Source organism: Thalassomonas sp. RHCl1 (assembly GCF_947387555.1).
Classification (GTDB): Bacteria; Pseudomonadota; Gammaproteobacteria; order Enterobacterales; family Alteromonadaceae; genus Thalassomonas.
Map to the genome: position 1 here is coordinate 492,715 of NZ_CANDNZ010000002.1, position 22,401 is coordinate 515,115.

17 protein-coding genes are annotated in these 22,401 nt (G+C 47.3%); 10 read left to right on the forward strand and 7 right to left on the reverse strand.

Annotated features, from left to right (window positions below; genetic code table 11):
* Positions 1-81: 81 nt before the first annotated feature.
* The 4 genes from dgcA to gltS form a co-directional block, all read right to left on the reverse strand.
* The gene (gene dgcA / locus QL234_RS08160) at positions 82-1,176 is read right to left on the reverse strand and encodes an N-acetyl-D-Glu racemase DgcA (protein ID WP_281557330.1); all 1,095 of its coding nucleotides are present in this window, start codon (positions 1,174-1,176) and stop codon (positions 82-84) included.
* A gap of 10 nt (positions 1,177-1,186) precedes the next feature.
* Positions 1,187-2,224 carry an N-acetyltransferase DgcN gene (gene dgcN, locus QL234_RS08165; protein ID WP_281557331.1) on the reverse strand — a complete coding sequence of 346 codons (1,038 nt, stop codon included), beginning with the start codon at positions 2,222-2,224 and terminating at the stop codon, positions 1,187-1,189.
* A 124-nt stretch (positions 2,225-2,348) separates the two neighbouring features.
* Entirely contained in the window at positions 2,349-3,233 is an 885-nt protein-coding gene (locus QL234_RS08170; RefSeq protein WP_281557332.1) for a LysR family transcriptional regulator, read from the reverse strand.
* Between the two features lie 58 nt (positions 3,234-3,291).
* Entirely contained in the window at positions 3,292-4,503 is a 1,212-nt protein-coding gene (gene gltS / locus QL234_RS08175) for a sodium/glutamate symporter (RefSeq protein WP_281557333.1), read from the reverse strand.
* Between the two features lie 372 nt (positions 4,504-4,875).
* On the opposite strand from gltS, the gene QL234_RS08180 reads away from it, so the two are divergent.
* The 3 genes from QL234_RS08180 (at position 4,876) to QL234_RS08190 (ending at position 10,719) form a co-directional block, all read left to right on the forward strand.
* Entirely contained in the window at positions 4,876-7,866 is a 2,991-nt protein-coding gene (locus tag QL234_RS08180; RefSeq protein ID WP_281557334.1) for a TonB-dependent receptor, read from the forward strand.
* A 95-nt stretch (positions 7,867-7,961) separates the two neighbouring features.
* The gene (locus tag QL234_RS08185) at positions 7,962-9,119 is read left to right on the forward strand and encodes a M14-type cytosolic carboxypeptidase (RefSeq protein ID WP_281557335.1); all 1,158 of its coding nucleotides are present in this window, start codon (positions 7,962-7,964) and stop codon (positions 9,117-9,119) included.
* Between the two features lies 1 nt (position 9,120).
* On the forward strand, positions 9,121-10,719 hold the full coding sequence (locus QL234_RS08190) for an amidohydrolase family protein (RefSeq protein WP_281557336.1): 1,599 nt from the start codon (positions 9,121-9,123) through the stop codon (positions 10,717-10,719).
* Positions 10,720-10,788: 69 nt separating this feature from the next.
* Here QL234_RS08190 and QL234_RS08195 read toward each other — a convergent pair whose 3' ends face one another.
* The gene (locus tag QL234_RS08195) at positions 10,789-10,968 is read right to left on the reverse strand and encodes a hypothetical protein (protein WP_281557337.1); all 180 of its coding nucleotides are present in this window, start codon (positions 10,966-10,968) and stop codon (positions 10,789-10,791) included.
* A 470-nt stretch (positions 10,969-11,438) separates the two neighbouring features.
* Here QL234_RS08195 and QL234_RS08200 point away from each other — a divergent pair, with 470 nt between their 5' ends.
* Entirely contained in the window at positions 11,439-11,633 is a 195-nt protein-coding gene (locus QL234_RS08200) for a hypothetical protein (RefSeq protein WP_281557338.1), read from the forward strand.
* 302 nt (positions 11,634-11,935) lie between these two features.
* Positions 11,936-13,279 carry a tetratricopeptide repeat protein gene (locus QL234_RS08205; protein ID WP_281557339.1) on the forward strand — a complete coding sequence of 448 codons (1,344 nt, stop codon included), beginning with the start codon at positions 11,936-11,938 and terminating at the stop codon, positions 13,277-13,279.
* A 13-nt stretch (positions 13,280-13,292) separates the two neighbouring features.
* Here the strand turns inward: QL234_RS08205 and QL234_RS08210 are convergent, their stop codons facing one another.
* Together QL234_RS08210 and QL234_RS08215 are read right to left on the reverse strand one after the other, a co-directional pair.
* Positions 13,293-13,829, reverse strand: coding sequence for a hypothetical protein (locus tag QL234_RS08210; protein ID WP_281557340.1), 537 nt, complete (start codon positions 13,827-13,829; stop codon positions 13,293-13,295).
* Positions 13,830-14,028: 199 nt separating this feature from the next.
* Entirely contained in the window at positions 14,029-15,168 is a 1,140-nt protein-coding gene (locus QL234_RS08215; protein WP_281557341.1) for a methionine aminotransferase, read from the reverse strand.
* A 300-nt stretch (positions 15,169-15,468) separates the two neighbouring features.
* On the opposite strand from QL234_RS08215, the gene QL234_RS08220 reads away from it, so the two are divergent.
* From QL234_RS08220 to QL234_RS08240, 5 genes are all read left to right on the forward strand, one after another.
* On the forward strand, positions 15,469-16,155 hold the full coding sequence (locus QL234_RS08220) for an ABC transporter ATP-binding protein (protein WP_281557342.1): 687 nt from the start codon (positions 15,469-15,471) through the stop codon (positions 16,153-16,155).
* The gene (locus QL234_RS08225; RefSeq protein WP_281557343.1) at positions 16,149-18,800 is read left to right on the forward strand and encodes an FtsX-like permease family protein; all 2,652 of its coding nucleotides are present in this window, start codon (positions 16,149-16,151) and stop codon (positions 18,798-18,800) included. The genes QL234_RS08220 and QL234_RS08225 overlap by 7 nt, the downstream gene beginning before the upstream one ends.
* Before the next feature lie 130 nt (positions 18,801-18,930).
* Positions 18,931-20,085, forward strand: a complete 1,155-nt coding sequence (locus QL234_RS08230; RefSeq protein WP_281557344.1) for a type 1 glutamine amidotransferase domain-containing protein — start codon at positions 18,931-18,933, stop codon at positions 20,083-20,085.
* Positions 20,086-20,176: 91 nt separating this feature from the next.
* On the forward strand, positions 20,177-20,884 hold the full coding sequence (locus QL234_RS08235; RefSeq protein ID WP_281557345.1) for a response regulator transcription factor: 708 nt from the start codon (positions 20,177-20,179) through the stop codon (positions 20,882-20,884).
* Positions 20,874-22,181, forward strand: coding sequence for a HAMP domain-containing sensor histidine kinase (locus tag QL234_RS08240; protein WP_281557346.1), 1,308 nt, complete (start codon positions 20,874-20,876; stop codon positions 22,179-22,181). Before QL234_RS08235 ends, QL234_RS08240 begins: the two co-directional genes overlap by 11 nt.
* Positions 22,182-22,401 lie beyond the last annotated feature (220 nt).

Sequence of the window (22,401 nt, forward strand, 5' to 3'; positions counted from 1 at the left end):
GATAATAGTGGACTGTGTTTTGGCAAAGGGTCATTTAATGCCTTTCAGACCGGTGTGAACTAAGTCTGGCAATTTTAGGGGTTAGGGGGTGACTAAGTGAATCAACTTATCATTGATGTTTGGGCCCCCCCATAACTGAGTGTTTAACGGTTGCATCAGCCCATGGTTAAATTCAAAGCCATAATGACGATCTTTTTTTATTAATAGCGGCCCGTCCAGGTCGACAAATTGCGCATAGGCCGATAATAGGGAGACTGGCGCCATCGCCAGAGAACTTGCCACCATACAGCCGAGCATAATGTCAAAGCCCATAGCCTTTGCCTCCCGGGCCAATAATACCGCTTCGCTCAGGCCGCCGGTTTTATCCAGTTTGATATTGACCACCTGGTAGCGGTTTTTAAGATAATCCAGCTCCGCCCGGGTGTGGCAGGACTCGTCGGCACACAAGGGAATGGGCGAGTCGAAATATATCAAACCCTGATCTTTTCCTGCGGGCAAGGGTTGTTCGATTAACACCACATCTAAGGCTTTTAACGCCTGACAACAGCTTTGTAAATCGTTAATCGACCAGCCTTCATTGGCATCAACAATAAACTGACTGTTTGGGGCTGCCTGCTTGATGGCGGTCATCTTGCCGATGATATTGTCGTTATCAAGCTTCACCTTAACCAGCGGCGGGTTATCCAGCTTGGCCACGGCGCTCGCCATTGCCTGCGGCGTGTCGATACTTAAGGTTTGCGCGCTGATACACGGCGTTGCCGGTGGCAGGGATAACAGCGCTGCCACTGTGTTTTGCCGGCGTTTGGCTTTAAGATCCCACCAGGCACAATCCAGGGCATTACGCGCCGCACCGCCAGGCAGCTTTGCTATCAGGGCTTCAAAGCCTTTATCGCAAGTGTCTGCACCGGGCAGGTTTTCACTGCTAAGCGTGTCAAGCGGCAGGTTTTTTATTTGCTGGCTTACCCCGGCAACCGATTCATGATAGCGGCCATAAGGTACGGCTTCCCCCCAGCCGGTATGTTGGCCATCGGAAATTGCCACAAGCACCACATCGGCCTGGGTTTTAGCACCGCGGGCAATGCGAAAAACTGATTTTAGCGGCAATTGCTGGTGAAAGACCTGAATCGTTAATTTTGTGCCTGCACCTGCGACGGAAGCGATTTGGTTATTTGCCATGATCATGCTTTTATGCCCCGGTTGTCATGCTTGTGTTTGTCTCTTTTTTGGCTAAAAGCGCTGCGACTATGCTGTCTGCGCTGTCGCGTACCGGGTCAACACAAGGCAGGGAAAATTGCTCACTCAGGCGTGCACAGATGGTTTTACCTTCTTCTACGCTGACGCTGGAAGTATTGACCGTTATACCGATCACTTTGACATCCGGGTTGGTAAGCCTTGCCGCTTCAAGGTTGAGCGCTATGGTTTTTTCTATGCTCGGCAGCTGGCTGCCCGGCAGGCCGCGCATATGATCGCGGTTGAGATCATGACAGATCACCAGGGCATCGGGCTGGGAGCCGTGCAATAATCCCAGGCTGACACCGGCAAAAGCCGGGTGGGACAAGGATCCCTGGCCTTCGATAATATCCCAGTGATCTTCGTCTGCGGCCGGGGAAAGGGACTCGCTGGCGCCGGATAAAAAGTCGGACACCACACAATCTATGGCAACGCCGGTACCTGCGATCAAGATGCCGCATTGCCCGGTGGCGCGAAAATCCACATCAACGCCGGCTTTTTTCATCGACTTTTCCAGGCTCAGCGAAGTGTACATTTTACCTACCGAACAGTCAGTCCCCACGGTCAGTAAACGTTTGCCCGGGCGTTTTACGCCGGTGCCGGTGACAAATTCTGCTTTGGGATGACGGATATCCAATAATTGCCGGTTGCATGCTTTCGCTTTTGCGGCAACTTCGGGGAAGTCGCCGAGCTTATCGTGCAGACCGCTGACGATATCCATGCCGCTCTCCAGGGCCTCCATGATATAGGGCAGCCATTTTTTATCGAGCACACCGCCGCTGTTGGCAAAGCCTAAGATAAAGGATTTAGCGCCCCGGTCCGCCGCCTGTTTGATATCCAGATTTTCAAGGCCGGTGGTGACGGTGCAGCCGTCGACACTGTATTCTGCTATGCACAATTCGGGACGCCAGTCGGCTACGCCGCGCGCCATTTTGATGGAAAGTTGATCTGTGGCGTCGCCGATAAATAACAGGTAAGGAGAAGCTATGTGCATAATGAAGTTCCTAAAAGTAAAAGCGTAAATAACAGAATTATTGTTATCTCTGAGCTTACTCCTGTAGGCCATCATTAAAAGTAAGAAGGTTTTTTTCGATCATAACCCCGGGTTATGAACCGGGTTAAGTACTTGAAATTCCTTTGCTTAAGTAGGGCAAGAACTCTTCGGTGACTTTCGATAAACTGCGGTTTTCAAGATGTACGGCACTGACGGTAAAAGTCAGCGGCGGATCAAAGGAAGCAATGGCAACATTGTCTGCCAGGTTGCCCTGTGCGGTAAAGCGATCCACCACGCAAATCCCCAACCCCCGGGCGACCAGACGGGCGGCGATAAAATAGGTCTGTACTTTAATCGATGCGTTAAAGGTAATGTTTTCTTCCATAATACGCGCCCACAGCATGTCCCCCAGGGGGCCGCTGTCGCTGATATCGATAAACTCATCCTCGCATACCTGGTTTAAGGTCAGTTTATCCGGGCAGTCGGGAAACTTTTCCTTGGGATAAACGATCACCAGCTCCGACTGCGACAGGGTTTTTGTGCTGATGCCCGGCATGCTATTGGGAGAGAACAGCACTGCCAGGTCGCATTTATGCTCAAGCAGGGCTTGCAGTACCGCATCGTTGTGCAGGGTCTGAATATCGAAAGTGACATTGGGAAAGTCCCGGTGGTAATCGGCAATCACCCCGGGAATGGCATCAAAGCCCAGCGCCGGGGTCACTCCCAGACTGATGGCGCCGAACTCGGATTTTTTGATGTTTTCGGCGGTATTTTTTATCGCCCGCATCTGCTGGTAGATTTTATCCACTTCATCGAACAGCATTTCCGCTTCGTCGGTGGGGATCAAGCGCCCCTTGACCCGTTCAAACAAGTTGAAACCCAGCTGCAATTCGGCATGGGACAAGACTTTACTGACCGAAGGCTGGGAAACATGCAGCATTTTTGCGGCATTGGTGATGGAGCCGGTGGTATAAATGGCATGGAAGATTTCGATATGTCTTAAGCGCATTTAAGGTCCTTTGGAAATTTTTGTTCAAGTATAGGTGTCAACAATTGTTAGCCGCCAACTAGCCACTAACAAAGGGCAAACTCAAATATAGCTGAATAATCAAGGCATTGGTGATATCAATAAAAAAGGCGCCCACCATAGGCACGACAAGAAAGGCCTGCGGCGAAGGCCCGTGTCGGCTCACCAGGGCTTCCATATTGGCTACCGCCGTTGGTGTTGCCCCCAAACCAAAACCGCAATGGCCGCCTGCCATAATTGCCGCATGGTAATCTTTGCCCATCAAGTTGAAAGTAACAAAATAGGCAAATAACATCAACATAACCGTTTGCGCCAAAATCATCAACATCATAGGGCCGGCTAAACTGGCCAACTCCCAGACTTTTAACGACATTAATGCCATGGCCAGAAAGATCGACAGCGCCATGGTGCCCCAGAGATCGATACAGGCACGGCTGACTTTATAGCGCTTAGTGGTCTCACAGATATTGGTGGCCAGCACGCCAAAAAGCAGCGGCACTAAAAATGCGGGCAGTACGATAGCCATAGCCTTTAGCTCCAGGTAGGCCACTTGCCCTAAAGCCATACACACCAGGATGATAAACAAGGTTTCCATCATTTTTTTCGGGGTTACTCTGTCATGATCTTCCGGGTCAAAGGTGACGGTATCGTCAAGGGATTCTTGATAATCAGGGGCTTTGAGCTGATGTTTTTCAATCAGCCGCCTGCTGACCGGGCCGCCTGCCAGTCCGCCGAGGATCAGGCCAAAGGTCGCAGCCGCCATCGCCAGTTCGAACACATGACCCGGCATGCCGTACTCGCTGATAAACAAGTCGGCATAGGTGGCGCCGTTGCCATGGCCGCCGGACAAAGTGACCGAACCGCCGATCAATCCCATTAAGGGGCTTAAACCGGTTGCGGCGGCTATCGAGATGCCGAGGGCATTTTGTATCAGTATATATACCGTGGCGATGCCCAGGAAAAGAGCGACTTTAGGGCCGCCTTTAAGCAGCAGGCTGTAGCTGGCGCCCAGACCTACGGTAGTAAAAAACAAGGTCATCAGCGGGGTTTTTAACGCCATATCAAATTGAATATTCAGGTTAAAGCTGCTGTGGGCGATGGCAAGTAACAAAGAAAAGAGAATGCCGCCGACGACAGGCTCTGGAATGTTATTGTTTCTCAGGAAAGGGATTTTACTGTTCAAGCCATAACCGGCAAAAAGAATGAGCAGTGAAATTAATAAAGTTTCGGTAATGGCAATGTCTATTGTCATAAGCGCAGCTCCGTTTATTGCGGGTTTCTTTTATTGGTTTATTAACCGGCCATAAGGAGATGAGTGTACCGGCATGCTTTGGCGAGCAGCAGTTCATATTATTGGCAAAGCCATAACCAAAAGTTGTACCTGGAGTTGTTACCCGGTTAAAGGCGGTATATGCGGCAGTTTTTCAGAAAAGTGTATCCTGGGTATGGTGGTGGAGACTATATTGATAGCAACAGATCGCTACTTGTATAACTTCAGGTTATGGGGTGTTAACGAAGAGTCAATGGTGCTTGGGGAAAATATTGGGCAAGGTGTTGGCTATAACAATAATCGGCTGAATCAACAGCCGGCAAAATATAAAACATACAACTGATGGCGGTGACTATGATGAAACAAAGCTCTGTACCTCAATATAAACATAAATTAAAGCATCTTAGCTTATGTGTAATTTCCGCGTTAGCAGCCCAGGCAGGTATGGCAGGGCTGGCCTATGGCCAGCAGGCCGACAGCCAGCAAACCCATAACCAGCAAACAAGTGCCGCTGAAAAGAAGGTGGAACGCATCAGTGTTATCGGCTCACATATCAAAGTCAACCATGATACCGGCGCTTTGCCGGTCACCGCCATTTCAGCAGAAGATATAGAAAACAGCGGTGCGGTTTCCGGCGCCGAATTGCTGGCGGATATTCCGCAGCAGGGGGATGTGGCCTTTAACAGCTCCCGGGTGGTCGGCGGTGTCAATGATGCCCGGGGAGATGTCTCTTCTTATAACCTGCGCGGCCTGGGCACAGGCAATACTTTAGTTTTGCTTAACGGCCGCCGTCTGGTGCTGCACCCGGGCACGCAATCGGAAAACTTTGTGCCGGTCACTACGGCCAATGCCAATACCTTGCCGGTGCGCGGTTTAAAAAGAGTGGAAGTGTTACGTGACGGCGCCGCTGCCATTTATGGCTCAGATGCGGTGGCGGGAGTGGTGAATTATGCCCTTAAAGATGATTACGAAGGCAGTGAACTTAATGTCAACTATGGCAGCGAGGAGGGCACGCCACGCGATACCCTCAACCTGAGCGGTGCCACCGGTTTTTATTTTAACGACGACAAGAGTCATTTGTCCCTTTCCGCCGGTTATTATAAGCGGGAAATGATCATGGCCAGCGAGAAGTCCTATGCTGCCAGCTCAGACTTGCGCGGCAATAGCCGTTTTCCCGATGAAGTGGGCATTACCGGTACAGACGATGACGGTAATCCCATTTATAACAGCGACTTAAACGGTTTAAATTCTTCTACCCCCTGGGGGGAGTTTCGCACATCAAGCTTAAGCACCTTCCATTTGCAGCCGGATAGCTTATCCGGTTGTGAAGACTCGGATGAGCTGGGCAACCCGACCACAACCTTAGGTGTTGAAGGGGTCTGTGTCGACCAGGGCAGTCAGCCAACAAGCGACGGCTATGACAGAAACAGCGAACGCTCATTAAGTTCAGGCATAGAACGGGCGAACTTTTACGGTCTTTTGACCCATGAACTTAGTGAAAACACAGAGCTTTATGCCGAAGCGCTTTATTATTACGCCGAGGCAGAGCGGGTGCGCGAGCAGACCGCCAATCTGACTTCCCAGCGCTTTACCATAGCCGCCGATGCTTTTTATAACCCCTTTGGCGAAACCGTGGATTTGAGAAAATATCGCCCCGTGGATACCGGGCCGCGTAATATCAAGGTCACCGACAAGAGCTACCGGGTATTAACCGGTCTGCGCGGTTATTTCAACGACTGGGATTGGGACAGTGCGGTACTTTATTCCAAGGCTACCACAGAAGATAAAGCGAACCGTATCCATACCCAGAGGTTTCAAGAAGCCATCAACAGCACAGATCAGGCAACGGCTTATGATGTGTTTAACGGCGCCGATGTCAACAATACCAATGTCGGCGATCCGACCGGCAACAGCCAATCGGTGATCGACAACTTTATGATCGATGTGGTGCGCGACAGTGAAACCGAGTTGGCGCTGCTTGATTTTAAAATCTCCAAGGGCGATATTTTTGAATTGCCGGCGGGAGATGTCGGCTTTGCCTCAGGCATAGAATACCGCTATGAAAGTTTTTCCGATGTGCGCTCCGATGCGCTGAATACCAGCGAGTCTTTCCTCGATATTGTCGGCGGCGCCAAAGAGGTGGATCAATATGCCAGTGTGGTACTTGGCAGCAGCCCGACACCGGATGCCAGCGGCAGTCGCAACGTGTTCTCGGCTTATGGTGAACTTGCCATTCCTTTGCTCGAAGGCCTGCCTTTTGTTGAACGTCTGGATATGCAGCTGGCGGCGCGTTATGAACGCTTTTCCGATGTCGGTGATATCTTGAAACCGAAAGCGGCCTTGTCGTGGATCATCAATGATTATCTGCAGTTTCGTGCTTCTTATGCCGAAGGGTTTAAAGCGCCGGGACTGCCCCAGGTAGTCGCGGTCGATATTTCCCGGGTCAACAACCGCAACGATCCTATGACGGATACCCGTTATGGCGTGCTGGAAGTACGCAGCGGCAGCGATACCTTAAAACCGGAAGAAAGTGAAAGCTTAAGCTGGGGTTTTGTGGTGCAGCCGACGCAAAACCTGACCCTGACCGCCGACTGGTGGCAGCTGGATCAAAGCGATACCGTAGGCCTTATTCACTCGCAAACCCAGCTGTTATACGATGCCTTGCTGCGCCATCAGGACCCTAACGGCGGTGGCAACCCTGTCGTGACCCGTGGTGGCGATGACAATGAAGTGGTAGCTGTGGTCAACGACTATATTAATTTGCAGGACAGGGAAGTGGCCGGGGTCGACTTTAGCATCAGCTATGATCTGGACACCGACTGGGGGGATTTTAAGTTTAAAGCCAATGCCGCGAAGTTAACCAAGTTTTACCAAGAAGCGGATGATATTACCGCGCAGGTGATTGCCGCGCAAAACTCCGGTGATGCTGCCCTGGTGGAAGCGCTGCAATACCAGGGAGAAGAAGTCACCATTACCGGTAGCGGCGACCTGGTAGAGCAGGACGGCCGCCCCGAGTGGCGGGTGACCTCGTCAATCGACTGGAAAAACGGCGCCTGGGGAGCCGGTTTGAAATACCGTTATGTCGGCGGTTTTGAAGATACAAGCCTGGACTACAGCATAGGGGAAGAAGACTTTAAATATCAGGTGAAAAGTTTTTCTAAAGTGGATGCCTATGTGCATTACCGTTTGCCCAAAGAGGTTTTGGATAACACCAAAGTGACCTTTGGCATTAAAAATATCGGCGATAAAGAGCCGCCGATTGCCGATGAAACCTTTGGCTATAACTCCAGCGTGCATTCGAGCCTGGGTCGTTATTTTTACATGAATGTGAACAAGAAGTTTTAACTATCGCTGATGATTTGCCAGCTAACAGCTAAACTGACCCGCAACTGCGGGTCTTTTTTAACAAGCCTTTTATTTTTAAAAAGAACAGGTGCTTAATGTTTCGACTTTTCAATTTCTGCCTGCTGATGCTTATCAGCGCTTATGGTTATGCCTGCAAATTCAGCAATGTAGAGTTTGCTACCGACTTTTCCGGCGGCCGCCTGGCCCAGTGCCAGCAAGTGAGCCAGGATACCTTTTTGTTAACCTTTAATCCTGAAAATACCCCCATTAACGACAGTCCCTGGTATAGCTTTAAAGTGACCGCCAAGCAGCCGCAAACCGTGAATATTGTGATGCAGGTGAATAATGGCAAACACAGATATCAGCCTAAGATCAGTCGTGACGGCAAACACTGGCAAAAACAGCCCTTTACGGTGAATAACTCAAAAATGCGGATGAGTCTGGCTGCCAGCAGCCAAGCGATCTGGATTTCGGGGCAGGAGATCATCTCTAATGTTGATTATTACCAGTGGGGAAAAAATCTGGCCGCTCATCAAATTGTCGAGCAAGAAGTTATCGGCCACTCGGTGCAGGAACGTCCCATTTATGGCTTAAGTGCCAGGGGCGAGGGTAAAGAATGGTTGGTGATCTTAGGCCGGCAGCATCCGCCGGAACTGACCGGTGCGCTGGCCATGTTCCCGTTTACCGAAACTTTGCTTGGCGTTAGTCCGCTGGCATTAAGTTTCAGGGAGCGTTTTAATATTTTGGTGGTGCCGAACCTGAACCCGGACGGCGTTTTTCTTGGCAACTGGCGCCATAATGTCAACGGTGTTGATTTAAACCGGGACTGGAAAAAGTTTCAGCAGCCTGAATCTTCCGCGGTGAATGATTACTTGACCGCGCTGGTTGCCGGTAAACAAAAAATTGCCATGGCGGTGGACTTTCATTCCACCCGTAAAGATATTTTTTACAGCATGCCCCATGATTATGGCCTGGAAAATCCGCAATTGGTAAACCACTGGTTAAATGCCCTGCAGCAGGCTATTTCCGGAGCATACCCTGATTTTCAAGTGGTGCAAAAGCCGGGCAATAATCCCGACAGAGGGGTGTTTAAACAATACATTGCCGATACGTTTAAGGTGCATGCCATTACCTATGAAATGGGGGACGAAACCGACAGAGATTTTATCGACAAGCTGGCGGTTGAAGCCGCGAATACTTTAATGACCACTATGCTGGCAACGCAAGGGCAGGATGAATCAGGTGGTGAATAGTATGAAGTTAACCTCTCTGGCTGCCACTTCATTGGTTTTATTGCTGGCAGGCTGTTCCTTTTCTTATAAAGCCACTGATAATGGAGAAAACAAGCAGGCAAACCTTTCACCGCCAGTTGCAAGCGCAGATATCTTGATCACCGGAGGCCGGGTATACACAGGTACCGGCACCTATGAACAAATGCTGGATATTGCCGTTTGCGGTGAAAAAATCTGCGGCCTCTACCCAAGTGGCAGTAAAAAAATCACCGCCGCTCAGGTTATCAATGCCCGGGGAAAAATTGTTAGCCCGGGTTTTATCGACCCCCATACCCATACTTTGGAGGAGTTATCCAGCCGGGATAAAAACCATAATCTCAATTATCTTACCCAGGGGGTGACCACAGTGGTTAACGGTAACGATGGCGCAGGCCCTGTGGATATTGCCAAAATGGCAAAGGTCTTGGAAGCAAACGGTATCGGTACTAATGTGGCGCTTTTGGTCGGTCATGGCAGCGTGCGCGAGCAGGTGATGGGGCGGGCGCCGCGTTTTGCCACAGACCAGGAGCTGGAGCAAATGTCGGCACTACTTCACCAGGCGATGCAGGCGGGGGCATTAGGCTTTTCCACCGGGCTATATTATGTGCCGGGTAGTTTTGCTAATACCGAAGAAGTAATAACCCTGGCGAAAATCGCCAGCCAATATAAGGGTATTTACGATACCCATTTACGGGATGAAAGCACCTTTAATATCGGTTTTTCCGCTGCCCTGGATGAGGCGATACATATTGCCCAAAACGCCGACATTCATTTGCATCTTGCCCATATTAAGGCGCTCGGCGTAGATGTTTGGGGGCAAAGCACTGATGCGATTAAGAAAATAGAGCAGGCGCAGGCAAGCGGTGTCAGTATTTCTGCCGATCAATATCCCTGGCTGGCCTCGGGTACCTTACTGCACAGTGCGGTCATGCCGAAATGGGTGATGGCGGATTCAAAGCAGGCCTTTTTTAAGCGTTTAAATAATCCCGAACTGGCGGGGAAGCTGCGTAGTGAAATTACCGAAAATATCCGTCGCCGCGGCGGTCCCGGTTCATTGCTGATCACCGCCTTTAAAGATAGCGCCCTGGTCGGTTTAACCCTGGAACAGGTGGCTAAAATGCGCGCGGTTGATTCGGTAACTGCCGCAATAGCCCTGGTACAAGAGGGAGATGTAAGGGTTGCCTCATTTAATATGTCGCCTGAAGATGTTGAAAACTTTATGGTACAGCCCTGGGTGGTGACTTCGTCGGACGGCACTAACGGTCATCCGCGCAAATACGCCAGTTTCCCGAAAAAATATCAGGAATACGTGGTGAAAAAGGGCTTGTTAACCTTGGGGGAGTTTATTAAGAAAAGTTCGGGGCAAACCGCGAAAATACTCGGCCTGCAAGACCGGGGGATACTGGCGACAGGCTATCAGGCCGATATTATTGTTTTTGATGGTGAAAACCTGGCAGCCAATGCCGATTTCTCCCATTGGAATAAATATTCTTCAGGAGTTGAGTATGTGCTGGTTAACGGTCAGTTGGTGATAAAGCAGGGGGTATATACCGATAAACTTGCCGGCAAGTTTGTCCATTAACAAACTTGCCGGATTTGGCTTATTTAATCATCACAATACCTTAACTAACCACCAGTATCTGTCTGGTGGTTAGTTATAGCCTAAAACGTAATTTGGGGTTGCGTCAGCCAATAATTCAAATACCTTACTAATTGCTGCATCACTGTTTTTAACCGAAAGGTTCCCTGAGGTTTTCTTCAAAAACGCCTTGGTATATTCGCATTCGTTGTCATCGTTTTGTTCATTGTCATTTGTATGTGAAATGTTCATATCAGTAATCTTTGTCCTCAGTAATAGTTGAATAATGATTAGCTGAATTAATCATCTACTCGGAGGGAGACTTTGAACAGTATTAAAGCTTTTGTGGCTTATAAAAGAAGGTTATAGTCGTTAATAACAGCTAAGCGCGCATCTGGTGGAATGAGATAAGTATATTTGATTTTCCCTTAGAGAGTGGCTAATTTTAATTGACCGCGCTAATACCAAACAGTTGTTTATTTGACTCGCGGATTGAGAACAAACAGGATTGACTCGGATGTGGCTATATTCCATTTCACAGCCTTAACCGCCATATTATTATTTTACCCGGAAAGAACAAGACCTCCGCCGGGGTCAAACTTGTCGCCTGTGCTACCCAGGCGAGTGCAGATGCCCTGATACGGGAAATCCCCCCTCATTTAGCACAAAACGTTTATGCCCTGAACCATGCCTGTGGCCTATTGGAGTCGATCGGCTCTTTAATGTCCTACACTGACTGGGTGGTGGCGCCCAAGCTCAGTGAGTGTTTAAAGCTGGATTTATTGAGGTTTTATACCGAGCAAGAAAAGCCATCTCTCTATTTAGGTGAAGAATCCCTTAGCGGCAAAGAGGATAAGGCTCAGTCATCTGGGCGCAGTGAAGTTGGAAAGTGCAGACTAAGAGCCAAGGAAAATTAGACGAAAGCAGCATGTTTACCGGCAACAGTACTAACCACACAAATAGCATGATCATGCGTTTGCAAGGCAGTGTGTATTGCGTGGTCACCGATCAGTTCTATGGTGGTTAATAAGAGTCATAAGCAGGATCAAAGATAATTATTTTATCACCCGGAGGGCATCAAATTTGGGAGATAGCGCTAAGTGAGAGCAGGGGGACCGAGAGTTCAAAGTCATCGACATAGACAGGAGTAATCACAATGATTAGAAGACATAATAGGCAGAGACTAAATTTCAAAACGTACAGAGCAAAAAAAAAGAAGATGGAAGAAAAGCAAGGTAATGCTGTACAAGTTTCAAAAACATCGGCCTTTATTTTTGCTATGCAGGATACCTTAAAAAAATGTCTGCATTTACCTTCTTGTGATAATTATCAATGGCTTTGGGAAAAAATAAAGTACACCTGGCAATATGCCGCCAAATTGCTGGCCGTGATGGCCGCTTTATTAGTGCTGATATCCAGTGCCAAAGGCATTTTTCAAGAAAATTATACAATTGTACCTTTCGAAGTACCTCTAGTGTTTAGTGATTCAGGTATCAATGGTAATGTTGTTGTTTGGAACTTAAGTGATAATATTTCAGCCCTGCAAAAAAGCGGCTGGAGTGTCAGGGGGCTTCATATTCAGAGCGACGCCGACAACACAATAGATAAAGATATCGTGCTGTTTGGTGTTTCATTTAATACTGTTAAATCATTGATCCGCCATGGTTTGGGGATCAGTGATAAATCTATCTCTGGATCTTTGGTTTATCAACAGGACAGACTATTGCTTAGATTAGCGGTCAGCGGCAATGATACCATTATGATTGTTAAAAATATCAATGATTTTAAAGACAGTTATGAAGCCTACGAAGCATTAATGAGAACTGCTGCTCAGGAGCTGCTGAGCGTGATCGATCCTTTTGTACTGGCCAGTCATTTCTGGGCTGAAAAACAGACAGGTAAAAGTCTGAAGATCATTAAACAGATGGTCAAGGATAACAGCAGTTCAGCGGATTCGGCCTATTTGATCTGGGGAAAAATATTGGCTGAGCAAGAAGACCCACAAGGTGCAATTGCCAAATTCAAAGCCTCGGTGGAATTTAACCCCGATCAATACCTGGCATGGACAAATTGGGCGACAATGCTATATAGAAATGGAAAATATCAGGAGGCGATGAAAAAATGTCAAAAGGCTTTGTCGATAGAACCCCAAATGTGGGAAGCCGCTTATTTATGGGCTAAGGCCTTATCAAAGGTAGGACGTCATAAAGAGGCCATTACACTTTTTCAACGTGCCATTGACATTAATGCCAAAGAAGAGCTGGCCTATAATGAAATAAGTTATGAATTTCAGGCGCTGGGTGATATAAAAAGTGCTATAGATTTGCTGTTGCAGGGTATTCGTCAGGTTCCTAATAACGGGCTTCTGCACGCCACTTTGGCAGAAATGTATTGGTCAGATAATGACAAGAAATCGGCATTTGAATCGCTTACCAGGGCCACTGAGTTGGGGTTTGATATTAGTCCATATATTGAGAGTGAGCCTTATCATTCTTTTCATATAAAAGAGGAGAGCTTTGTTGCCGACTCCCCTCAATCCTCTTCCTTAATTATTAATCAATGACATTTTCAGGGGACTATTTCACCACTAATCTTGTTTTTTCAACATGTGGATCCCCAAAAGAGTAGGCTATCGCTAATCTGCCAGTATTTTTATCCAGTATTGGTTTTGCAGAACTTTGGGGCTGATATTCCATTGTTAAGTAATAGGCTCTTTCTTCTGCTTTTTGGTTATTTCGCGAGAGTAACTCAGTGCTAAACTTAGCATTGATAAATATATCATTGGTGTTGGGCGTTGAGTCTAACAAAGAAATCCCGTATACATAACCTTTCGGGTATTTAGGACCGTTAGTTTTCAAGTTCTTTTCAATCGAGCTTGTTGGATCAGTTTCACCTTTCGTATATGCCTGAGCCCCAACAGCCAGGCCAAAATAGGTAGAGAGTGATGGGCCATCGTATGTACCAAAATTAACAGTTATATTAACTTTATCGCCTCTAGCCAATTCATGATTATTCTCACCAATATTAGGCTGCCAAGGTGACCATATCACTGACGTGGGTTTATTTATACCGACTTTTGTTGCATCTAAGATAACTGTAAATGTTCTTGTCATTGTCTTTCTCCTGAGGAAATTGTGCTTGATATATTTGAACCAAACTAACCAGAAGATAGTTTGGTACCAAGGCAAGAGGAGTTAACTTAATAGAAGCAATTCTTTTGCATTCGCTTATCCGTTTTTTTAACGTAATGAGTGTAGTAGAAAGGGAGAAAAAGACAAATATGATTAACTAGGCCACTGAGCAGCTAAAAAATTACAGGGATCGCAGTTTTTTGGCTGCTTCAACTAGTGTTTTATCTTCTTTGGCAAAGCATAAACGGATCACTTTATCGTTAGGTGCGTTTTGATAAAATACACTTAGCGGTATAGCCGCTACGCCCACTTCCTTGACCAGGTATTCGCAAAACGCCATATCGTCCAGCTGAGAAACCCTGGAATAATCCAGCAGTAAAAAGTAAGTACCTTCACTGGGTAAAATGGTGAAGCGGCTGTCTTGCAGGGCGTTGACTAACACATCACGCTTTTGTTGATAAAAGGGGGATAATTCATCAACATGTTCTCCTTGCTCCGCTAACATATCCGCCAGTGCCAGTTGTGCCGGGGTAAAGCTGGAGAAGGTGACATACTGATGAATCTTCCTAAATTCAGCGCTAAGCAGTTTCGGGGCGATGCAATAACCCATTTTCCAGCCGGTGCAATGGAAGGTTTTACCGAAGCTGGAGATGACAAAAGCACGGGCAAAGAGTTCGGCATCGTTTAATACGCTGATATGGGGAGTCTCATCAAAGGCGATGTGTTCGTATACTTCATCGCTGATCAGCAAGAGGTCATGTCTGATCAGCAGGGTTTTTAATGCTTTAAAGTCACTTGCTTTTAGCGTTTTAGCACTGGGATTATGGGGACTGTTGATGATAATCGCCCGGGTTTTATCGTTGATGGCTTCTGCGACTTGCTGCCAGTTGACGGCATAATCCGGCGCCTGCAGGGCAATATGTACCGCGCGGCCACCGGCCAGTTCTATTGCCGGTTCATAGGAGTCATAAGCGGGATCAAAGATGATGATTTCATCGCCGGGGCGGGTGATGGCCTGAATGGCGACAAATAAGGCTTCTGTTGCCCCCGAGGTCACGGTGACGGTATCGGCTGCTTCGATATCCAGCTCATATTTACGTTTTACCAGGGCTGCAATTTGTTTTTGCAGTGGGGCAATGCCGCTGGAGGGAGAGTACTGATTAAATCCCTGCTCGCTATAATGGGCCAGGCGCTGTTTTAACAGGGCGGGGGCATCAAATTCGGGAAAGCCCTGGGATAAGTTAAGGGCGTTATGCTGATTTGCCAATCCTGTCATATGGGTAAAGATGCTGGTGCCAAGGTGAGGCAGTTTACTTTCCACTGTGCAGTTCCTTTTATTTTGTTGTCAAGCTAACCGCGTATGTTATGGGGAAAGCGGCCGCCGCAAATTTTATGGTGCCCTTTAAGGTAGCACAGCAAACTTATCGATACCGTAAAAATCTAACAAGCGATGTAAGAAATACCGAAAAATCATAAGCGTAAATCAGCTTTACAGCTTCTGGCGTTAGGGGACTCGGCCTGAGTTTTATACTTTATTTTATCCACTTCATTTTCGTTTCACACTCATTTCACATTCGCCTCTTTAAGCTGGGCTTATCATAGTTAATAACAGGTCTGAGCCATGTCCAGCTATATTGAATTAAAAAATGTCAGTCAATCGTTTCACGTAAACGAGTCAAAAGTCACCTTATTCCAGGAGCTTAATTTATCCATTTGCCAGGGGCAATCTTATGCGATCACCGGGCCTTCGGGGGCCGGTAAGTCGAGTTTACTGATGTTAATGTCGGGGTTGGAAAGTCCCACCAGCGGGCAAGGTGTTTATGTTAAAGGGGAGCAAAGGAAAAGCCTGGATTTTTTAAGGCCAGATATCGGCTTTATCTTTCAGCAGTTTCACTTGTTGCCGGAATTAACGGCAGTGAATAATGTTGCACTGCCGCTTAAGCTAAGAGGTGATAAAGAGGCAGAAGATAAAGCCAGGCTTTGGCTGAACAAAGTGGGGCTGACACATAGGATTAACCACAAACCAAGTGAACTCAGCGGCGGTGAACAGCAAAGGGTAGCGATAGCACGGGCACTGGTTTTTGAACCCCGCTTTATTTTTGCCGATGAACCCACGGGCAATTTAGACCAACAAAGTGCCACCGAAATTGCCGATATCCTGTTTAGCTGCTGCCGGGAAAATAATGCCGGTTTGGTCGTGGTTACCCATAGCGAGGAGCTGGCGAATCGTGCTGAGCATATATTTTCATTATCGGGTGGGAAAATCAAAGCGCAGGTAAACGATGTGCTTAAGGCGGTGTCATGTTAGGACATCAGTTAACTAAGCAATCTAACCAGCCTTTACTTCATCTTTATATAAGCAATATGAAACTTGCCTGGCACTTTTTTAAACAAGAATATCAACATAGCCATCAACGGTTATTGCGCTGGACCCAGGGTGTACTCTTGCTATTTATTGTTACCTTAGGTCAATCAAGCGAAAGTATACAGCACTACCTGAACAATAATTTACAGGGCTTGCTGGGCGCTGATGCGGTGATCAGTCAGCAACAGCCGTTAACGGCAAAACAGCAAGCTGCTGTGTCTGAATTAACCGATGATATAGTGGTTACCCAACAAATTAAAACGACTTTGACCCACAAAGGGCAATGGCAACAAGTCACCTTAAAAGCGGTAGATGAACAATATCCGTTGCAGGGACAGCTGTTAACTTCTCAAAGTCTGTTTGCGGGTGCTGAGCCGGGTAAAGGCTTGGCTAATACGGCGCAGGCTCATGGCCAGGCCACAGCTTCAGGTCCCAAACCGGGCGAAATCTGGGCGGATGCCAGGTTATTTGCCAGTTTATCCCTCAATATTGGCGATGTTATTCAGGTAGCTGAACAACGTTTTGAGGTTTCACGAGTATTACATCATGAACCCGACAGATTGATGGAAGGGCATAATGTTGATATGCGCGCCATGATCCATGTCCGGGATATGGAGACACTAGGCTTTTCAGCTGATCTTATTCACTATCGCTATCTTATTGGCGCCAGTACCGGGCAAATCAATAGTTTGATCAAATGGCAGCAGCAAGCTATACCGGCTGCGCAAATGCACCATAAACAAGGGGCGCATCCGCTGGCACTGTTCTGGCAGCGAACAGAAAACTTCCTCGGGCTGGCATCCATCATCTTGTTTTTTATGGCGGCTATTGCCATTGACCAGCTGGCGCAAGTGCATATGAAAAAAGATCAATATTTTTCAGCGGTATGTATGAGCCTTGGCGTTACCAAGGCGACCGGTATCCAGGTATCATTTTTTAAATGGCTGATGGGGATAGTGTGTCTGTTACCTGCGGTTTTACTGTTCTCTACCGCCTTTCACTATTTCATTATTCACTGGTTAAGTGAAACCTTTATCGATTTAAGCTGGCAGTGGCATTTGTGGCCGGCGCTAAAGTCCATTGGTTTTGTGATCTTTGTTTTTGCCGTCTTTCATGCGCCGGTTTGGGTTTCTCTGCGCACCAGCTCTGTTGCCCGCTTGTTTACCGGCAATAACAAGGGGGTGAGTCATTGGGTGAGCAAAGTGAGCAGTATCCTGGTGTTGGTAGCTGTGGTGACCACCTATTCAGATAATGGCCTGTTAACCTTGATGTTAGTCACTGCCATCGCACTCACTATTCTTTTAATGATATTCATGAGTTGGGGGGCGTTAACCCTTGGGGAAAAATCTACCAAGCGTTTTTCCGGCTTGATCCCTTTTACCCTGTTTATGATGAAACAGCGGCTGATCAGTAAAAGTACACAAATACTAGGGGTGGGGTTATGTGCTTTTCTACTCTTGTTCACCCTGATGTTGCTTAAAGATCTCGGCGCTACCATGACCAAATATCAAAGACAGCATGATGGCAATGTGATGGTGTCGCAGGCAAGCGAGCAGCAGCTTGATTATATTGAGCACTGGGCAGCGGAGCAGGGGGTAAAGATCCGTCAGGCCAAACCTTATATGTACGCCAAACTGCTTGAGGTTAACGGCCAGAGCCTTGCTGAATTTAGCCAAAAACCCAGTGACAGCCTGGCAACCTTTAATCGGCCGATACGTTTGCACTGGAACGAGACGCTGCCACAAAATAATGAAGTGGTTGAAGGCCGCTATTGGCAAAAAGAGGGGGATAAACAGCGGCAAAAAGAGGGGGATAAACAGCGGCAAAAAGAGGGGAACAAGCAGGGGCAACAACAGGATAACAGCCAGCACTGGCAGCAAGTTTCTGTTGAGCAGGAAGTGATGACAGATTTGGGCTTGGATATAGGTGACAAATTAACATTTTTCATCGGCCAGCAAAGTTTTACCTTTAACATCAGCGCCAGCCATGTTTTTAAACCCGGTGCCGGCTCGATTACCTTTTGGGTACAAATGCCGCAAGCTGGCGTGGCACATATTCAAGCGCCCCGTTACAGCATGGCGAGTTTAGAGCTTGAAGCACAGCAATGGTCATTATTGCCGGCCCTTTGGCAAAAATTTCCAACACTGCGTATGGTGTCGTTAAAAGAACTGACCGAACGTTTTGACGTCATTTTAGCGATGATCACTAAAGTGATCAGCGGCTTTTCCCTGATGATCGTCTTACTTGCCACGGTGGTTATTTTGGCCTCTATCAGTGCCCTTGAAGGCAAAGAAAAGAAAAAGAACAGTATTATCATGAGCTTTGGATTTTCGAAAACGACCTGTTTGCACTTGAATATTATCGAATGGCTGGTAACGGCACTGATCACCGCAACAGGTGCGATTGCCGGCACTTATATTGCGGGCTTGTTGATTTATCAATCGCAATTTTCTTTAACTTACCAGCCTAATTTTATCTGGCTGCTGGCTGCCTTGTCGGCCATTTTATTACTGGTGGCGGCACTTGGGGTATATGCCAGCAGGAGGAACCTGCAAAGCTCTGTCAGGCAGTTAATGGCCGAGGGCTAAGGTTTGCGGCTATCGCATGGCAAATGTTTTGGGGAATTTTTCTTGAAAAAAGGCTGACAAATAAAACCGATTTCACATTTGTTTCACGCCGGGTTTGTCATGCTGTAGCCAGTTCTTAGGAGGAGTGAAGATGAATTATTTAAAAAAGATGAAATATCAACAAGAGCATATGATGACCTTATTGGCTTTATTATTTACCTTAGTCATGGTTGTCTCGGCGCAGGCAAGTGCGGCAGTGAAGAAAAAAGTCGTCATGGTGGTCAGCGGTTATGGCCAGGAGCAAGGGAAAAAGGCGCCCGGCTATGAATTTGAAGAGTTTGCCAAAGCCTATGCCGTTTTTAGAGCCAACGGCATCACCGTTGATGTTGCCAGCCCGCGCGGCGGTAAAGTGGAAGCGGATGAATACGACCCTGAAAAGTCATACAATGCCAAGGTATTAGCCGATAAGGCGATAATGGCCAAGCTGGGCAACACATTGGCAAGCGCACAACTTGATGCTACAGCTTATGACGCTGTTTTTATTGTCGGCGGCAAAGGGGCAATGTTTGACTTGCCAAAAGATAAAGCGCTTCAAGCCCTTATTGGTGATATCTATCAACAGCAGGGTACCGTTGCTGCCGTATGTCACGGACCTGCGGCTTTGGTTGACGTAAAACTTAGTGACGGCAGTTACCTGGTGGCCAATAAAAAGGTCAACAGCTTTACCAATAAAGAAGAAAAACTGTTTGGTAAAAAGTGGCTGAGTAAATTTGACTTTATGCTGGAAGACAAATTAGCCGAGCGCGGCGCTCAGTTTCAATCGAGCGACATCATGTTAAGCCATGTCGCGGTAGACGGCAGGTTGATCACGGGACAGAACCCGAGTTCGACCGTAGCGGTAGCAACAGCCTTAGTAAAAAGTCTGGGAGTAACCCCGGTTGCACAAGAGCAGGATATTGAAGATAAAACCCTGGAGCAGGTGGCTAGGTTCTTGGCATCAGATCAGGCAAATGCTGAGGTTGTGATAAAACATCTGGCAGACAATCAAGACGATTATCATCTTGCCCTGGTCGGTACCTATGGCTTTTATTACTTGAAAACAGCTGAAACAGATCAGCATTTTGAAAATGCCCTTAGCCTGATGACAGTAGCGCAAAAAGCGATTAACAATCCCATGCTGGACATGCAAATCGCAAAAACGCAACATAAGCTGGGCCGTAAAGCTGCTGCCAAAAGCACCTTAAATCAGTTACTGGCAACAAAACCTGATTACAAACCGGCATTAGACATGTTAAAAACCTTATAAGGTTTTACGGTTTACGTATAAAAAATAAAACAAAAAGAAAATGAAAGGGCTTTGGTTAAGCAATTGAGGTCCGGATTCCCTGGTAACAGCTATGACAAATCAAACATCACTTTATGTATTATTGGTTGAAGACCAAGTTAATATTGCCCGCAACATTTCAGAATATATGGAAGCAAAAGGGCATGTCTTTGACTTTGCCGCTCAGGGTCAGCAAGGGCTGGAACTTGCCCTGGAAAACCCCTATGACCTGATCATTCTCGACTTAAATTTACCTGTGATGGACGGTCTTGAGGTGTGTCAGCAATTGCGTGAAAAATCCAGCCGCCATCTGCCCATTTTAATGCTGACCGCAAGGGACAGCATTGAAGATAAAGTCTCCGGCTTCACCGTAGGGGCTGATGATTACTTAACCAAACCCTTCTCATTGCAAGAACTTGAAGTAAGGTGCCTGGCCTTGGCCCGCCGTCATTTATTGCAAAGTGAAAATACCCTGACCATAGGCCCGGTAAGCCTTGACCGCAAAAGGCAACAGGTAACGCGTAACGGAAAAGTGCTGGATTTGCATGCCATGGGCTATCGTATTTTAACGGTATTGGCCGAAGCCTACCCGCAGGTGGTCAGCCGCTCTTTATTATCGCAAAAATTATGGGGGGATGCCCCGACAGAATCAGATGCCATGCGCTCCCATATCTATCAACTGCGTTGTGTCTTGGATAAACCCTTTGATTATCCGGTGTTAAAAACGGTGCACGGTGTTGGTTTTGCTTTGGATGTAAGAGAAGATAAAAATGCCAGCTAACAGTAACACTATCCCTAAAACTAAGCCGGTAAAGTTTCATAGTGTAGGTCGGCGTATTGTTGCCCAGTTTTGTATTTTTACCCTGGTGATGTCGGCTATTTATGGCCTGCTTTGCTTTGCGCTGTTGTACAGCTTAGAAGACGATTTTATTGAACGGGAACTACAGCAGGAGGCTGACTATTTAACCGGAGTGTATCATAAAACGCAGCAATGGCCGGCGCCGGGAAATGCACATATGGCCCTCTATTTTTCTAAAGAGAGTTTGCCTGATGATATGCGGCAGCAATTTATTGACAAGCCTCGCCAAAAAGAATTCTACGGCACTCAAGGGCGGCATTATCACCTGTTGAACCTACCCGAACAGCAAAATGTTTACCTGGTTGCACAAGTGAGCGAAATGTTATTGGTGCGCCCCAGTCGCGACGGGGTATTGATGTTGCTGTTCATCAGCGGCGGGTTCCTGATGCTTGTTGCTTGCATGATAGCCTGGATGTTAGGACGAAAAACGGCAAAGCCGTTAAAACAACTGGCAGACTTGGTTGACGGTGTCGCCCCTGAAAATATTCCCGAGATCTTCGCCCATCAGTTTCCGAACAATGAAATAGGCATTTTAGCCCGTACCCTGGAACATACCATGGGGCGCATCAATCAGGCATTGGAGCGAGAGAAGTGCTTTACCCGGGATGTCAGCCATGAATTAAGAACGCCGGTGGCTATTATCAAAAATGCCCTTGAAGTCTACCAGGTGGGTCATAAGGGCAGTCGCGCATCGGCAGAGGGGGTTAACAGTATTTTTAACCGCATTAATGAAGCCAGCATGCAAATGGAGCAAACGGTAACCACTTTGCTGGCGCTGGCGCGGGAAGAGCAAACAGCGGTAGCAAAAGAGTCGCTGGCATTACTGCCTATGATTGAACAATCGATTATAGATCACAGCCATTTGCTTGAGGGTAAGCCGGTTGACGTACATCTTGATGACAGCTGCAATACCCAGGTTTTTGCACAGCAGGGCATGTTAAAGGTGTTGCTGGATAACTTGCTCAGTAATGCCTTTCAATACACCGACTCAGGGGAGGTCAGCGTCAGCGTGATTGACGGGCAGTTAACCATAGCAGATACCGGACCCGGCATAGAGCAGGGGATTTCTGCAAGTGTATTGGAGCCCAATGTTAAAGGCAGTCAAAGTACCGGTTATGGTTTTGGCTTGTCTATTGTTAAGCGCTTGTGTGAGCATCAGGGGTGGCTGTTAAAGGTTGTCAGCGGTAAGGGGACTAGAATTTCGGTGTCTGTTGATTGATTTTAGTGACTGAGTTAACTGCTTCATTGTTTATAACAAGTTCACATGCCAGAGGAAAATATATTTTCTAATGGCATTTAAGGGGGACTTATCGCTTCATAGCCCAATTTGTATACTGCCTTTTTGTTTTTTAGTCAAAAATCACTGAATCCGTCAGATTCAGTGATGTGGCCATATCTGTTTAATAATGCTTGATTTTTCTTGCGCAAATTAAAGGTTT